Here is a 12,880-nt window from a genome sequence, read left to right on the forward strand (position 1 = left end):
CTCTACTCGACTTGCAAATAACGCAGATACATCCAGCCGGTTTCTCCGCCAATCATGACGCGCGCCCAGTTCCCGACGGTTTGCGTGACAAGCGCCGCTTCGCCCCGATTGAACTGAGCAATCGTGTCCCCGTTGCTGTCCGGGCGCGTGCGCAGATTGACAAAATCACCGTCCACGATGGCCGGTCTCGCGGTTGGATCGGCAATTACAGTCATTTCGTCCGGGTGGGCAGAGTGCGGACCCGGGCCAACGCCCGGGCGGGGTATACGGGAAAACGCGCCCGGCGCGCCCGGCGCGATCCATGTCTCTTGGGCGGCAAACCGGTGGGTCGGGCCCGCGGGGTCGAGACTTGGTTCCGCGACGGCGTCCAGCGCCCCCGGCGTCTCATCTGGCAACTGGCCCGGTATAATGGCCGGTCCGCTTTGCGATATTCGCCCGGCTGGAATGGCGGTCGTATCCAGACTGGGCGCGTCGGTAATCTGAGTGCTCTGGCGGGTCTCGGGCGCGCTGGCTTGCACGGGCGGAATTGCAGACGGGGCCGGGGCCGCGAAACTGTCATCAGCACCCCGCGCAAGGATCACCTCGGTCGCCGGGTCTCGGGCCGGGCCGGGCGCGATGCCTGAGACCGCGACGGGCGCGGCGTAGAGGACCGTATGGGTCACATCCGGGGGTGGCTCGGCGAAGCTGAATTCCTTCATCGTCACGGCCGGGTTGGCGAATTCGACCTCGCCTTGTCCCTGCGACACCAGCGCAAGCGCGGACAGTCCCACAAACAGAACCGGGCCCATGGACGACGCTGACGTCTCGTTTGACATGCTCACCAATGTTTTGCGGTTGCGTGTAGCCGCACCTAAGATCAATTTCTGCCTGACATGGGCGCGACTTCCAACTGTGATCTTGCGATTTATCCGACCAGCCCCGGGCCTTGTGACGGCTTTTGGTCCCGGTTCATGTGATGCCCCACCGGGAAAGCGGCCAGAATTTCGCGCGCTCAGGCGATATTTCCTCTTGCAGAGGCCCGCTCTTCTTTATACATCGCTCGCACCTAATGGAATGCGGGCGTAGCTCAGGGGTAGAGCATAACCTTGCCAAGGTTAGGGTCGGGCGTTCGAATCGCCTCGCCCGCTCCAATAGGACCCCAGGCCAGTTTGGCCGAACCGGATGCGGGCGTAGCTCAGGGGTAGAGCATAACCTTGCCAAGGTTAGGGTCGGGCGTTCGAATCGCCTCGCCCGCTCCAAACACTTCTCCGAAGGTCGCGATGCATTCAGTCTGCCGTTCTGGCATACTGTACGGGATTCATCGGAGCCTATCATGCGCCTTTCTCTCGCCGCCTTCGTCCTCGCCCCCTCGCTTGCCTATGGCAATTGCACCGATGACGCGATGCTGGTGTTCGACGCGTCGGGGTCCATGGCCGAGATGGGCTATAACGGGCTCGACCATCCCCGCATCACCGAGGCGCGCATCGCAATGCGCAAGGCGCTGCCGGATATCACGCCGGTCCGGCGTGTCGGACTGGTGGTCTATGGGCCGGGCGATTCCGAGGTTTGCAGCCATGTGGACCTTCGCTTGCCGCCTCGCCCGGATGCGGCGGATCAGATCATCGCCGAGATCGACGCGCTGACCCCGGATGGCAACACCGCTTTGACCGAAGCGGTGCAATATGCTGCCGATGCGCTGGACGCGCGGACCAAACCGGCCACAATTGTTCTGGTCACCGATGGCAAGGAAACCTGCGGCGGGGCCACCTGCCAATTGGCGGCGCATCTCACCTCGCAGGCTCCCGGACTGACCATCCATGTGATCGGGTTCAGGGTCCGGGGTGAGCATTTTAATTTCGAAGGTTTCGATTCCAATCCTGACTTCGAAGCGGTGCCGGCTGCCGTACAATGTCTCTCGGATCAGACCGGGGGGCTGTATATCGGCGCTGAGTCGATTGAGGAGCTTGTGGACGCGATGCACAAGACGCTGGGCTGTCCGCTTTTCTCCAAGGACATGTACCGGCGGCCCGTCACTCCGGGTTAAGCCGTGTTCCCGGGCGCACGGGCGGATGTGAATCCGTGACCGCCCTCTTGGCCCGGAGCCTATCGCCCCCTATAAGGCGCTGACTCCAAAGGATGACCCCGATGCGCAAAGCCACCGTGACCCGCAAAACCGCGGAAACCGACATTACTGTGACGCTCGATCTGGATGGGACCGGCGCCTATGACAACCAGACCGGTGTAGGGTTCTTCGACCACATGCTGGATCAACTGTCGCGTCATTCGCTGATCGACATGACGATCCGGGCCACCGGCGACCTGCATATCGATGATCACCATACGGTCGAAGACACCGGCATCGCCATTGGACAGGCGCTGGTTCAGGCGCTGGGCGACAAGACAGGCATTCGCCGCTATGGCGCGTGCCTGCTGCCCATGGATGATGCGCTTGTGCGGGCGGCGCTGGATCTGTCGGCCCGGCCCTTCCTTGTCTGGAATGCGGACCTGCCGACGCAGAAGATAGGCACGTTTGATTGCGAGCTGGTGCGCGAATTCTTTCAGGCGCTCGCCACCCATGGCGGCATCACCCTGCATGTGGACGCGTTGCACGGCGTGAACAGCCATCACATTGCTGAGGCGGCCTTTAAAGCCGTGGCGCGTGCGCTGCGCGAGGCCGTCGAAACCGACCCGCGCAAAGCCGATGCGATCCCGTCCACCAAGGGTGCATTGTAGGCCCATGCTGACCGCGATCATCGATTACGAATCCGGCAATCTGCATTCGGCGGAAAAGGCGTTTCAGCGTATGGCCGCCGAAGTGGGCGCGGGTGAGGTTGTGGTGACGGGCGACGCCGATGTCGTGGCCCGCGCCGACCGGATCGTTCTGCCCGGGGATGGGGCGTTTCCAGCCTGTCAAAAGGCGCTCAGAGGGCATTCCGGCATCTATGATGCGATGAAACACGCGGTCGAGGTTCAGGGCCGCCCGTTCCTTGGGATTTGCGTCGGCATGCAGCTCATGGCGAGCTGGGGTCGCGAATACGAGGATACTGAAGGTCTGGGCTGGATCAGCGGCGAGGTGGTGAAAATCGAGCCATCCGACCCGTCGCTCAAGGTGCCGCATATGGGGTGGAATGATCTGGTGATTGATCATGCGCATCCGGTGCTCGACGGGATCGAGACGGGTGCACATGCCTATTTCGTGCATTCCTACCATTTCCGCGTGAACAATCCTGCGGAGCGGCTGGCGCATGTGGATTATGGCGGCGATGTCACGGCCGTGATCGGGCGCGATACGATGGTCGGAATGCAGTTCCACCCGGAAAAGAGCCAAGCCAATGGTTTGCGCATGATTGCAAACTTCCTGACCTGGTCTCCGTAAATCTGGCCGAACCGGCTAGGGCACGCGCGTCCAGACCTGCGATTTGCACAGCCCGACCTTGCATCCGCTGACCTTTAGCGTATTGCCCTGCAATTCCATTTTGGCGGGAAAATCGGCGCCAAACACCGGCACATATGCGCGGCCATCGCCGTATTTACCCGCGCCCTGGGGCTTCATGTCCCAGATCAGTTGTCGCCCCACATTCGGTGTCACGATCTGCTTGCCGTTGGGATCAAATGCCTTGATCAGCTTGCCGCAATAGGCAGGGCCACAGGGTTCCACCTCGACCACGCCGGTCTGACCCTTGTGGTCGGGCGGCGAGGTCCACAGACCGGTCACAGGTTCAGAAGCAGAAACGGCGCCCGCCCAAAGGGCCACGGACGCCGCGGTTACAATAAGAAAACGGCCCATGGCCGAACTCCCCAAGAAAACAGGCGTTCCTTTACGCCCCCTTATAAATGGGGATCACTGAATGCGTTGCCAAGTCTGTGACGAGCACAAAAGCCCGCCTGCGACGCAGCCGGACATTTTCAGTGAATTTCCGCTGAGGTTCAGCTTGCCCTTGTAAAGCTTGTTGTTCGACGGGCGCCAGACCTGGCCGGCATATTTGCCGCCACCCTGAGGAACCATGCCGCGAATGATCTGTTTTCCAAGGTTCTTGGATTGGTATTCGCCGCCGGAATCGAATGTGCGCGAAATCGTCCCGCAAATCTTACCCCCGCAAGACGCAATCGTCACATGGGCATAGGCCCCGTCATCCACTTCGGTTTTCCAGACACCATGCACCGGGTCCGCCAGCGCGGCACCTGCGCTCAAGGCAAGCCCGGCAAGGACCAGTTTCAGGCTTTTCATGTCTCATCTCCCTGTCTTGTGAACGCGATCCTGAGCGATATGTCCCACCCGGATCAAGATTGACGTGAGGTCCGTTGCAAAGCACCGGGGTTTGTGCAAAACGCCGTCGCAACTCCAGCAAAAGGTTAATCATCGTATGATCCTGTACCCGGCTATCGACCTCAAGGACGGCAATGCCGTGCGGCTTCTGCGTGGCGACATGGATAAGGCGACCGTTTTCAACGAAGACCCTGCGTCGCAGGCCCGTGCATTCGTTGAAGCAGGATGCGAATGGCTGCATCTGGTCGATCTGAACGGTGCCTTTGCGGGCGCGCCGGTGAATGCAGGTGCGGTCGAGGCGATCCTTGCCGCGACACCCGTTCCCACGCAGTTGGGCGGTGGCATCCGTGAAATGGCCACCATCGAAAGCTGGCTGTCCAAAGGGCTGGCTCGCGTGATCCTGGGCACGGTCGCAGTAGAGAACCCGGCACTTGTGCGCGAGGCGGCCAAGGCCTTTCCGGGGCAGGTTGCTGTTGGCATTGATGCGCGCAATGGTCGTGTGGCCACCAAGGGTTGGGCCGAAGAGACCGATGTGATGGTCACCGATCTGGCCAAGAGCTTTGAGGACGCGGGCGTGGCGGCCATCATCTATACCGACATCAACCGCGACGGCGCGATGCAAGGCCCGAATATCGAGGCGACGGCCGATCTGGCCAATGCGGTCTCCATCCCAGTGATCGCGTCTGGCGGTGTGTCCTCTCTGGATGATCTGCGCGCCCTCAAGGCCTGTGGCGCACCGCTCAATGGCGCGATCTCGGGCCGGGCGCTTTATGACGGGGCCATTGACCTCAAGGAAGCGCTTTCCATAATGGCAGGATAAGTTCTGCTATTTTTGGGGGCTTTCCCATGCTCAATGACTTTCTCCTGTCGTTCTTTCTTGTCGTGCCGTCCTATGTCGCGGTGATTGTGGCCAAGGATCAGGCACATGTGCTGTCACGCAAGATCCTGTTTTATGGCGGTTTGATCGCCTCGGTTCTGGTAACCCTTGCCCTGCTGCCCGCACTACTCTGCGGCGGCGGGATCTACTATGACTATGGCGGTTGTATTGGGGGCGCTGGGCTGGCCGGAGTGTTCAACGCTGCGGCCCCGGCGATCCGTCTGATCCTTTTGACCTATGTGCTTGTCGCGCCTGTGCTGGCAATCGCCTGTTTCATCCTGAACTGGACGGTCAAATCAGAGAACTCGCCGGTCTGAGCCTGCGCGCGCGTGACCGTTGCACCGCGCGCGCCTGTCTCCTATACGACGCGCAAAGGAGACGCCCATGCTCAAGACCCGTATCATCCCCTGCCTCGACGTGGCCGACGGGCGCGTGGTCAAGGGCGTGAATTTCGTCGATCTGCGTGACGCGGGCGACCCGGTGGATGCGGCCCGCGCCTATGATGCCGCTGGCGCGGATGAGCTGTGTTTCCTCGATATCCATGCCACGCACGAAAATCGCGGCGTGATGATGGATGTGGTGCAGCGTACGGCGGAGCAGTGTTTTATCCCGTTGACGGTGGGCGGTGGCGTGCGCACTGTGCGGGATGTGCGTAACCTGCTGCTCGCGGGGGCTGACAAGGTGAGCTTCAACTCTGCCGCCGTCGCCAACCCCGATGTGATCGCCGAGGCGGCGGATCAGTTCGGCAGCCAATGCATCGTCTGCGCCATCGACGCCAAGACGGTAAGCCCCGGTAAATGGGAGATATTTACCCATGGAGGTCGTAAGCCCACCGGGATCGATGCGGTGGAATTTGCAAAACTGGTGACAGAGAAGGGCGCGGGGGAAATCCTGCTGACCTCTATGGATCGCGACGGCACGCGCGCGGGGTTCAACCTGCCGCTGACGCGCGCGATCTCGGACGCCGTTTCGGTGCCCGTCATTGCCTCGGGCGGTGTTGGCACGCTTGACCATCTTGTCGAAGGCGTGACCAAAGGCGGTGCCTCGGCGGTGCTGGCGGCGTCGATCTTTCACTTTGGCGACTACACCATCGCAGAGGCCAAGCAGCATATGGCCGACGCCGGTATCCCGATGAGGCTGTCATGAGCGTACTGCACGATCTGGAACAGGTGATCGCGTCGCGCAAAGGTGCGGATCCCGACAGCAGCTGGACCGCCAAGCTCTTGGCAAAGGGGCCAGAGAAATGCGCCGAGAAATTCGGGGAAGAGGCGATTGAGGCGATCATCGCCGCGGCCAAGAACGACCGCGAAAACCTCACTTATGAGGCCGCGGATGTGCTTTATCACCTTCTGGTCATGCTGGCCGCAAGGGATGTTGCGCTGGATGACGTGCTGGGAGAACTGGCGCGGCGTCAGGGCCTGTCGGGCATTGCCGAGAAAGCGGCCCGCGGCAAGGACTGATCTAGTCAGTCAGTCCCGCCGCCTCGAACACCTGCTGCAAATCCGATTCCGCGCGAGGGCCGACATGGCGGATCACTTCGCCCGCCACGGCACAGCCCATGCGTCCACAGGTTTCCATGTCACGCCCGTGGGCAAGCCCATAGAGGAAACCGGCGGCAAAGCCATCGCCCGCACCGGTGGCATCCACGGGAACGATCTTTTGCACGCCCACATCCGTGCGCGTGCCGTCCGCGACAATGGTCACGCCATCGCCGGACCGGGTGCAGGCGACCAGCGAACAGATTGCCGCCGTGCGCGCCAGCGCGTCCTCCAGATCATCGCTTTCAAACAACGACCGGATCTCGGCCTCGTTGCCGATCACATAGTCCAACTCGTTCTCGATCAGGTCGAGAAAATCGGCGCGGTGGCGTTCCACGCAGAACGGATCGGAAATCGCGATCCCGGCCTTTCCGCCCGCCGCGCGACAGGCGCGGGCCATGCGTTTGAAGGCCTCTTTGCCCTTGTCCTTGTCAAACAAGTAGCCTTCGAGAAACACCACCTCGGCGCTGGCGGCGACGCCTTCGTCCACATCATCGGGGCCCAGCTCGGCTGAGATGCCCAGATAAGTGTTCATGGAGCGCTCACCGTCGGGTGAGACAAAGATCATCGAGCGCGACGTGGGCAATTCACCGCCCGGCACCGGCGGGTTCACAAAGGCCGTGCCGACTTCTTCCATCGCCTTGGCATAGAACCGGCCCAGCGCGTCGTCATGCACCCGGCCCACGAAAGCGGTGCGCATCCCCAGATTGCCCGCGCCGGCGATGGTATTGGCCACCGAGCCGCCCGCCGCCTGTTTGCGTTCCCCCATGGCGCCATAGAGTACCTCGGCGCGGTCACGCTCGATCAGCTGCATGATGCCCTTCTGGATGCCCATATGGTCGAGAAAGCTGTCATCGGTCTGGGTGATCACATCGACAACCGCATTGCCAATTCCGACGAGTTGGTAGGTTTTCATAGGGTCTTGTCCTCGAATTGGCAGAGATCGCGGATGATGCAGGTGCCGCACATCGGTTTGCGCGCCTTGCAGTGATAGCGGCCATGCAGGATCAGCCAGTGATGCGCATGCTGCTGGAAATCCACGGGAATATTGTCTTCTATTGCGCGCTCTACTGCGTCCACATTCTTGCCCGGGCAGATGCCGGTCCGGTTGCCGACGCGAAAGATATGGGTGTCCACCGCCTGCGCCGGATAGTGCCACCACATATTCAGCACCACGTTGGCCGTCTTGCGCCCGACGCCCGGCAGTGATTGCAGCGCCGCTCGGCTGTTCGGCACCTCGCCGCCGTATTCCTCGACAAGGATGCGTGACAGCTTGATCACGTTCTTGGCCTTGTTACGGTAGAGCCCGATGGTCTTGATGTGTTCGATGACGCCCTCTTCGCCCAGCGCGAGCATCTTTTCCGGCGTATCGGCGATTTTGAACAACTCTTTGGTGGCCTTGTTCACGCCCGCATCGGTTGCCTGAGCCGACAGCGCAACCGCTACGACAAGCGTATAGGCGTTGACGTGATCCAACTCGCCCTTGGGGGCGGGGTCCGCATCGCGGAAGCGGTCAAAGATCTCGCGGATCGTATGGTAATCAAGCTGCTTGGCCATGCACGCTCTATGCCCCGGCCCGCCAACATGCGCAACATTCGGGTCGCAGGGTTTGGGGCCAGGGCGTAACCTGCGTGGCAAAGGAGGCACTGCCATGAGCGAAATGGAAACCGGCTATCATTATCAGGTGATGCGCCGGGCGATTGATCTGATCGATGGGGCGGAGCAGCCTATGACGCTGGAAGCGCTTGCCGCCGAGATGCAGATGAGCCCCGCGCATTTCCAGCGGCTGTTTTCCCGGTGGGTGGGGGTCTCTCCCAAGCGGTATCAGCAATACCTTTCGCTGGGTCACGCGAAATCCCTGTTGCGCGAGCGGTTCACCACGCTTGCCGCCGCGGATGCCGCCGGTTTGTCAGGAGGGGGACGCCTGCATGACCTGTTCCTGCGCTGGGAAGCGATGAGCCCGGGCGATTATGCCAAAGGGGGCGCCGGGCTGAGCATTTATTGGGGATGGTATGACAGCCCCTTTGGCCCGGCATTGGTCATGGGAACGGACAAGGGGATCTGTGGTCTGGGCTTTGCGGCAGAGGCCGGGGCAGAGGAGACCTATCTAGACCTGCGGGGGCGCTGGCCTGCGGCGCGATTTATAGAAGATGCAGAGCGCCTGCGCCAGTGGGTCGAACGGGCCTTTGGCCAGTCGGATGGCGGGCACGCGCCGCTCTATCTCATCGGCGCTCCGTTTCAGATCAAGGTCTGGGAGGCGCTGCTGGGCATCCCGTCGGGCCACGTGACAACCTATTCCGAGATTGCCCAATCCATCGGTAACCCGCGAGCGGTGCGCGCGGTGGGTACAGCCGTGGGGCGAAACCCGGTATCATGGCTCATCCCCTGTCACCGTGCCCTTCGCAAATCGGGCGGGCTGGGCGGCTATCACTGGGGTATTCCGGTCAAGCGCGCGATGCTTGCGTATGAATCCGCTCGCGCCGATGCCTGAGCCTGTCACGGCATTGTGCGGCGGGATTCCGCCGATTCCCCCTTGCCCCATGCTTGGCGCGGGCGCAGGATCATGGCTATATGAAGCGAAACGCGGCGCAAAGATCGCGCAAAGCGAATGAGGCAAGATATGATCAAACGACTGAACAAATCCATTCTTCTGGCATCGGCTGCGGCCCTTGGCCTTGCGGCCTGTACCCATGACGGGACAGCCCCGAACAATAATGAAAAGACCAAGCAGGGCGCCATCATCGGCGGTCTTGCGGGTGTTGCGACCGGGCTGATCACGGGCGACAACTCCAAGGAACGCCGCAACCGGGCCATCATCGGTGGCGCGATTGGTGCGGGTGTCGGCGCGGCCATTGGCAACCAGCTCGACAAGCAGGAAGAAGACCTGCGCCGTGATCTGAACAATTCGCAGGTGCAAATTACCAATACCGGTGACCGGCTGATCGTGACCATGCCGAATGATATCCTGTTCCCGGTGGACAGCGCGGCGGTGCGGTCCGATCTGGAACGGGATCTGCGGGCGCTGGCGGGTAACCTGCAGGCCTATCCCAATTCCACCATCCAGGTGATTGGCCATACCGACAGCGACGGTGATGCGGCCTATAACCTCGATCTGTCCCAGCGGCGCGCCTCTTCGGTGGCCAATGTGCTGATTTCCTCCGGCGTTGCCCCGGCGCGTGTCCGGACCATCGGGCGTGGCGAAGACCAGCCGGTGGCCGATAACCTGACCCCGGCGGGCAAGGCCCAGAACCGGCGGGTGGAGATCGTGATCCTGCCAAACGCGACCTGATATCGCACGACAAATCTGAATGAAATCCCGGTGCCCTGCGCCGGGGTTTTGCATTTTTGTGCAGAGCATGTGCGTCTCAGGGGCTTGTCCCGGGCGCGCGACGACGTAGGTCTGGATAAAATGTCGTGATGAAAGGTGCGCTATGACGGTTAAACTTTTGGGTATCTCAGGCTCGCTTCGTGCGGTTTCGACCAACCGCAAACTGATCCGGGAAGCGGCGCGGCTGTTCGGGGACTGTGATTATACCGAAGCCGATCTGCACCTGCCGCTGTATGACGGCGATCTCGAAAGTGCCCAAGGTATCCCCGCCGGCGTACAAACACTGGCCGATCAGATCGCCGCGGCGGACGCGGTGGCCATATCTGGACCGGAATACAACAAGGGCGTGTCGGGCGTTCTCAAGAATGCGCTGGATTGGGTAAGCCGGACAAAGGGCAATCCGTGGCTTAATAAACCGGTTGCCATCCTGTCGGCGGCGGCGGGCCGGGCCGGTGGGGAGCGCACCCAAACCATGCTGCGGTCTTGCATGGTGGCGTTTCGCCCACGTATCCTTCAGGGGCCTGAAATCCTTGTTGCACAGTCCTCAAGCCAGTTTGACGAGGAGGGGCGCCTCACGAACGAGCGCTACGAGAAAGCTTTGACCGAGCTGATGCAGGCGCTGCGGAGCGAGATCCGTTAGACGCCTGTGCCCCGCATCACCACATTGAACGTGCGTGCGATAAGCGTGACATCGGTGGCAAAGGACATTTCCCGGTAATACCGCGCGTCGAAAATGGCGCGCTCGGAAAAGCTGCTTTCGTTGCGGACCGAGGTTTGCCACATGCCTGTGATCCCCGGACGCATCACGTAATAGGCGGTTCCGGGGTAGATAGTCCGTTGGTCGACCATCATCGGCCGTGGGCCGACAAGCGACATGTCGCCCTTGAGCACATTGACCAGCTGCGGCAGCTCATCAAGCGATGTTTTACGAATAAATGCCCCGATTTTCGTGATCCGCGGGTCATTGCGCAGCTTTTGGGTCCGGTCCCATTCCGCGCGCGCTTCGGGGTTCTCCGCAAGATAGGCCTCAAGCTGTGCGTCAGCATTGGGGACCATGCTGCGTAACTTCCACATATGGAACACTCTGCCGTTCCGTCCGATACGCTTTTGGAAATACAGCGGCGCACGACCATCAAGGGCAATCACCGCGCACAGCACGCTAAGAATGATGAACACAGGGATAGCGGACATCAAGACCAGCACGACATCCAGAAAACGCTTTGCAAAGTTGCGATAGAAACCTGCACTGCGGTGTCCCCCATGTTGCAAGGCGACATCGCGTTGAAGCTCTACACCGGTGGTCGGTGGTGGCGCATGCATTGTCAACGTGTTGCCCTCCTGAAGGCACGTATTGACGAAAGCAAGAATGTCAGTTTTGGCAGTCAGGGAGCGAGCTGACCCAACAAGACACTGTGCATACACGCAGGTCGTTGGATTTATCCCGTTACCATTTATGTGCGGCAGAATCTGAGTACGATTCTTATCGCGGTGCAGACTACCTATTACCCAACACTTCACTCCCTGGTGAAAGCACCAACCCCCAAGTGCGTATTTCAAGTCCGATCATTCGAACTTAACTCGACTTTTACGAAAATGGCTGGCCACGAAGCCGCCGTCAACAGGCCACAGTTGAGGCACAATTATGGCGTGAGTGAGGGTGTGGGGTAAATTAAAACCGCTCACTCGAGTGGACGTTTGGGCGCCGAGTCGGTCGCGGGCAGGCGTTTAAAGGTGAAACTTTGAGGCACGTTTGTGATCGGGTGATTTTGCAAGACGTGCTGGGGTTGTATTGCCTGTCAGATTGTTCGAAAAATCACGACAATCTTCGAATTTGGCTGGTTCGATGTCCGAAACTGCATCCAAATATTAACCAATTCGATGCCATATAGCAGCCAAATGGCGGGAAAATCCTTGAATTTTCCCATTGACGCCCACTCGGCAAGTGCGCTCCGGCGCACGACCTTGACGCGACTGCGCGGCGCATCGCTCTTGCTTGACCGGGGCGTTCGGCCTGTTTCTGGCGATTGATGACGTCGCGGAAACAAACTGTTTTTCAATCCTGAGTAGTTTTCCGCAAGCCGTTGAATCCTGAAATGTGGCGAGAATTGGGCAAAACTGGTGGCGTTGCTGCGATTGATTCGCTTCATTGCGACAGCTCCGGGCACCCGCACCGTTGCATGGCACGACCTGAGGCTTTATTGCCGAGCGAACTCAAATTCCGGGAGCCGCTGTCATGGCAAACAAGCTTTACAAGGGCGATCTGCCTGATGATCTCGACCTTGGCCCTGTGGTCGCGATTGATTGTGAGACCATGGGACTGAATCCGCATCGGGACCGGCTCTGCGTGATCCAGATGTCCTCGGGCGACGGCAACGCGCATCTGGTTCAAGTCGAAAAGGGCCAGCGTGAAGCGGCGAACCTCTGCCGGATGCTGACCGACCCCAATGTGCTGAAACTGTTTCATTTCGGCCGGTTCGACATCGCGGCCATGTATCACGCCTTTGGCGCGGTAGCGGCACCGGTCTATTGCACCAAGATCGCAAGCAAGCTGATCCGCACTTATACGGACCGTCACGGGCTCAAGAACCTGCTGCAGGAATTGCTGGGTGTCGACATTTCCAAGCAGCAGCAATCCAGCGATTGGGGTGCGCCGGAACTGACCGCGGCACAGCTTGACTATGCGGCGTCTGATGTTCTGTATCTCCACCGACTGCGCGAGGAGCTGAATATCAGGCTCGAACGCGAAGGCCGTATGGAGATGGCGCAGGCCTGCTTCGATTTCCTGCCGATGCGCGCTCGGCTGGATCTTGCCGGTTGGCCGGAGCAGGATATCTTTGCGCACTGACCGGGCGTACCTACATTAACACAGTTGTAACTGATGAGGGCCCGTG

18 protein-coding genes and 2 tRNA genes are annotated in these 12,880 nt (G+C 60.5%); 13 read left to right on the forward strand and 7 right to left on the reverse strand.

The features are described 5' to 3' along the window. Positions 1 to 2: 2 nt before the first annotated feature. Positions 3 to 788: an SH3 domain-containing protein gene (locus PGB28_RS13270; protein ID WP_271421999.1), complete on the reverse strand. Its 786-nt coding sequence runs from the start codon at positions 786 to 788 to the stop codon at positions 3 to 5. 267 nt (positions 789 to 1,055) lie between these two features. Between PGB28_RS13270 and PGB28_RS13275 the strand changes: the two genes are divergently transcribed. The 5 genes from PGB28_RS13275 (at position 1,056) to hisH (ending at position 3,355) form a co-directional block, all read left to right on the forward strand. Beyond that, a tRNA-Gly gene (locus tag PGB28_RS13275) sits at positions 1,056 to 1,130 on the forward strand. A 33-nt stretch (positions 1,131 to 1,163) separates the two neighbouring features. After that, positions 1,164 to 1,238 (forward strand) — tRNA-Gly (locus PGB28_RS13280). 74 nt (positions 1,239 to 1,312) lie between these two features. After that, positions 1,313 to 2,023 (forward strand): vWA domain-containing protein, encoded by a 711-nt coding sequence (locus PGB28_RS13285; RefSeq protein WP_271422000.1) that lies wholly within the window; start codon positions 1,313 to 1,315, stop codon positions 2,021 to 2,023. A 101-nt stretch (positions 2,024 to 2,124) separates the two neighbouring features. Then, positions 2,125 to 2,712 carry an imidazoleglycerol-phosphate dehydratase HisB gene (gene hisB / locus PGB28_RS13290; RefSeq protein WP_271422001.1) on the forward strand — a complete coding sequence of 196 codons (588 nt, stop codon included), beginning with the start codon at positions 2,125 to 2,127 and terminating at the stop codon, positions 2,710 to 2,712. A 4-nt stretch (positions 2,713 to 2,716) separates the two neighbouring features. Beyond that, positions 2,717 to 3,355, forward strand: a complete 639-nt coding sequence (hisH, locus tag PGB28_RS13295; protein ID WP_271422002.1) for an imidazole glycerol phosphate synthase subunit HisH — start codon at positions 2,717 to 2,719, stop codon at positions 3,353 to 3,355. Between the two features lie 15 nt (positions 3,356 to 3,370). On the opposite strand, the gene PGB28_RS13300 is transcribed toward hisH, so the two are convergent. Together PGB28_RS13300 and PGB28_RS13305 are read right to left on the reverse strand one after the other, a co-directional pair. Then, entirely contained in the window at positions 3,371 to 3,766 is a 396-nt protein-coding gene (locus PGB28_RS13300) for a DUF2147 domain-containing protein (protein ID WP_271422003.1), read from the reverse strand. Positions 3,767 to 3,820: 54 nt separating this feature from the next. Then, the gene (locus PGB28_RS13305; RefSeq protein WP_271422004.1) at positions 3,821 to 4,207 is read right to left on the reverse strand and encodes a DUF2147 domain-containing protein; all 387 of its coding nucleotides are present in this window, start codon (positions 4,205 to 4,207) and stop codon (positions 3,821 to 3,823) included. Positions 4,208 to 4,343: 136 nt separating this feature from the next. Here PGB28_RS13305 and hisA point away from each other — a divergent pair, with 136 nt between their 5' ends. The 4 genes from hisA to PGB28_RS13325 all read left to right on the forward strand — a co-directional run bounded on the left by hisA (position 4,344) and on the right by PGB28_RS13325 (position 6,583). Continuing rightward, the gene (gene hisA / locus PGB28_RS13310; RefSeq protein WP_271422005.1) at positions 4,344 to 5,066 is read left to right on the forward strand and encodes a 1-(5-phosphoribosyl)-5-[(5-phosphoribosylamino)methylideneamino]imidazole-4-carboxamide isomerase; all 723 of its coding nucleotides are present in this window, start codon (positions 4,344 to 4,346) and stop codon (positions 5,064 to 5,066) included. A 26-nt stretch (positions 5,067 to 5,092) separates the two neighbouring features. Further along, positions 5,093 to 5,440, forward strand: a complete 348-nt coding sequence (locus tag PGB28_RS13315) for a hypothetical protein (protein ID WP_271422006.1) — start codon at positions 5,093 to 5,095, stop codon at positions 5,438 to 5,440. Between the two features lie 67 nt (positions 5,441 to 5,507). Next, positions 5,508 to 6,269: an imidazole glycerol phosphate synthase subunit HisF gene (gene hisF / locus PGB28_RS13320; protein ID WP_271422007.1), complete on the forward strand. Its 762-nt coding sequence runs from the start codon at positions 5,508 to 5,510 to the stop codon at positions 6,267 to 6,269. Beyond that, entirely contained in the window at positions 6,266 to 6,583 is a 318-nt protein-coding gene (locus tag PGB28_RS13325) for a phosphoribosyl-ATP diphosphatase (RefSeq protein ID WP_271422008.1), read from the forward strand. Before hisF ends, PGB28_RS13325 begins: the two co-directional genes overlap by 4 nt. A 1-nt stretch (position 6,584) precedes the next feature. Here the strand turns inward: PGB28_RS13325 and PGB28_RS13330 are convergent, their stop codons facing one another. Together PGB28_RS13330 and nth are read right to left on the reverse strand one after the other, a co-directional pair. Beyond that, on the reverse strand, positions 6,585 to 7,577 hold the full coding sequence (locus PGB28_RS13330) for an adenosine kinase (RefSeq protein WP_271422009.1): 993 nt from the start codon (positions 7,575 to 7,577) through the stop codon (positions 6,585 to 6,587). Next, a complete protein-coding gene (nth, locus tag PGB28_RS13335; RefSeq protein ID WP_271422010.1) occupies positions 7,574 to 8,218 on the reverse strand; it encodes an endonuclease III in 645 nt (214 codons plus the stop codon). Before nth ends, PGB28_RS13330 begins: the two co-directional genes overlap by 4 nt. A gap of 94 nt (positions 8,219 to 8,312) precedes the next feature. Between nth and PGB28_RS13340 the strand changes: the two genes are divergently transcribed. The 3 genes from PGB28_RS13340 to PGB28_RS13350 all read left to right on the forward strand — a co-directional run bounded on the left by PGB28_RS13340 (position 8,313) and on the right by PGB28_RS13350 (position 10,629). Then, the gene (locus PGB28_RS13340; protein WP_271422011.1) at positions 8,313 to 9,152 is read left to right on the forward strand and encodes a bifunctional helix-turn-helix domain-containing protein/methylated-DNA--[protein]-cysteine S-methyltransferase; all 840 of its coding nucleotides are present in this window, start codon (positions 8,313 to 8,315) and stop codon (positions 9,150 to 9,152) included. A 129-nt stretch (positions 9,153 to 9,281) separates the two neighbouring features. Then, positions 9,282 to 9,950 carry an OmpA family protein gene (locus PGB28_RS13345; RefSeq protein ID WP_271422012.1) on the forward strand — a complete coding sequence of 223 codons (669 nt, stop codon included), beginning with the start codon at positions 9,282 to 9,284 and terminating at the stop codon, positions 9,948 to 9,950. Positions 9,951 to 10,092: 142 nt separating this feature from the next. Then, positions 10,093 to 10,629: an NADPH-dependent FMN reductase gene (locus PGB28_RS13350; RefSeq protein ID WP_271422013.1), complete on the forward strand. Its 537-nt coding sequence runs from the start codon at positions 10,093 to 10,095 to the stop codon at positions 10,627 to 10,629. On the opposite strand, the gene PGB28_RS13355 is transcribed toward PGB28_RS13350, so the two are convergent. Then, a complete protein-coding gene (locus PGB28_RS13355) occupies positions 10,626 to 11,309 on the reverse strand; it encodes a sugar transferase (protein ID WP_271422090.1) in 684 nt (227 codons plus the stop codon). The two genes, PGB28_RS13350 and PGB28_RS13355, sit on opposite strands and share 4 nt — an antisense overlap. A gap of 476 nt (positions 11,310 to 11,785) precedes the next feature. Continuing rightward, positions 11,786 to 12,136, reverse strand: a complete 351-nt coding sequence (locus PGB28_RS13360; protein WP_271422014.1) for a hypothetical protein — start codon at positions 12,134 to 12,136, stop codon at positions 11,786 to 11,788. An 86-nt stretch (positions 12,137 to 12,222) separates the two neighbouring features. Here PGB28_RS13360 and PGB28_RS13365 point away from each other — a divergent pair, with 86 nt between their 5' ends. Then, entirely contained in the window at positions 12,223 to 12,834 is a 612-nt protein-coding gene (locus tag PGB28_RS13365; RefSeq protein WP_271422015.1) for a ribonuclease D, read from the forward strand. Positions 12,835 to 12,880: the final 46 nt, after the last annotated feature.

It is taken from the genome of Primorskyibacter aestuariivivens (genome assembly GCF_028023675.1).
Lineage (GTDB): Bacteria > Pseudomonadota > Alphaproteobacteria > Rhodobacterales > Rhodobacteraceae > Marinovum > Marinovum aestuariivivens.

Coding starts and splice junctions, on each gene's coding strand:
- PGB28_RS13270 (WP_271421999.1), bottom strand. CDS start 788: ATGGGCCCGGTTCTGTTTGTGGGACTGTCCGCGCTTGCGCTGGTGTCG.
- PGB28_RS13285 (WP_271422000.1), top strand. CDS start 1,313: ATGCGCCTTTCTCTCGCCGCCTTCGTCCTCGCCCCCTCGCTTGCCTAT.
- hisB (WP_271422001.1), top strand. CDS start 2,125: ATGCGCAAAGCCACCGTGACCCGCAAAACCGCGGAAACCGACATTACT.
- hisH (WP_271422002.1), top strand. CDS start 2,717: ATGCTGACCGCGATCATCGATTACGAATCCGGCAATCTGCATTCGGCG.
- PGB28_RS13300 (WP_271422003.1), bottom strand. CDS start 3,766: ATGGGCCGTTTTCTTATTGTAACCGCGGCGTCCGTGGCCCTTTGGGCG.
- PGB28_RS13305 (WP_271422004.1), bottom strand. CDS start 4,207: ATGAAAAGCCTGAAACTGGTCCTTGCCGGGCTTGCCTTGAGCGCAGGT.
- hisA (WP_271422005.1), top strand. CDS start 4,344: ATGATCCTGTACCCGGCTATCGACCTCAAGGACGGCAATGCCGTGCGG.
- PGB28_RS13315 (WP_271422006.1), top strand. CDS start 5,093: ATGCTCAATGACTTTCTCCTGTCGTTCTTTCTTGTCGTGCCGTCCTAT.
- hisF (WP_271422007.1), top strand. CDS start 5,508: ATGCTCAAGACCCGTATCATCCCCTGCCTCGACGTGGCCGACGGGCGC.
- PGB28_RS13325 (WP_271422008.1), top strand. CDS start 6,266: ATGAGCGTACTGCACGATCTGGAACAGGTGATCGCGTCGCGCAAAGGT.
- PGB28_RS13330 (WP_271422009.1), bottom strand. CDS start 7,577: ATGAAAACCTACCAACTCGTCGGAATTGGCAATGCGGTTGTCGATGTG.
- nth (WP_271422010.1), bottom strand. CDS start 8,218: ATGGCCAAGCAGCTTGATTACCATACGATCCGCGAGATCTTTGACCGC.
- PGB28_RS13340 (WP_271422011.1), top strand. CDS start 8,313: ATGAGCGAAATGGAAACCGGCTATCATTATCAGGTGATGCGCCGGGCG.
- PGB28_RS13345 (WP_271422012.1), top strand. CDS start 9,282: ATGATCAAACGACTGAACAAATCCATTCTTCTGGCATCGGCTGCGGCC.
- PGB28_RS13350 (WP_271422013.1), top strand. CDS start 10,093: ATGACGGTTAAACTTTTGGGTATCTCAGGCTCGCTTCGTGCGGTTTCG.
- PGB28_RS13355 (WP_271422090.1), bottom strand. CDS start 11,309: ATGCATGCGCCACCACCGACCACCGGTGTAGAGCTTCAACGCGATGTC.
- PGB28_RS13360 (WP_271422014.1), bottom strand. CDS start 12,136: ATGAAGCGAATCAATCGCAGCAACGCCACCAGTTTTGCCCAATTCTCG.
- PGB28_RS13365 (WP_271422015.1), top strand. CDS start 12,223: ATGGCAAACAAGCTTTACAAGGGCGATCTGCCTGATGATCTCGACCTT.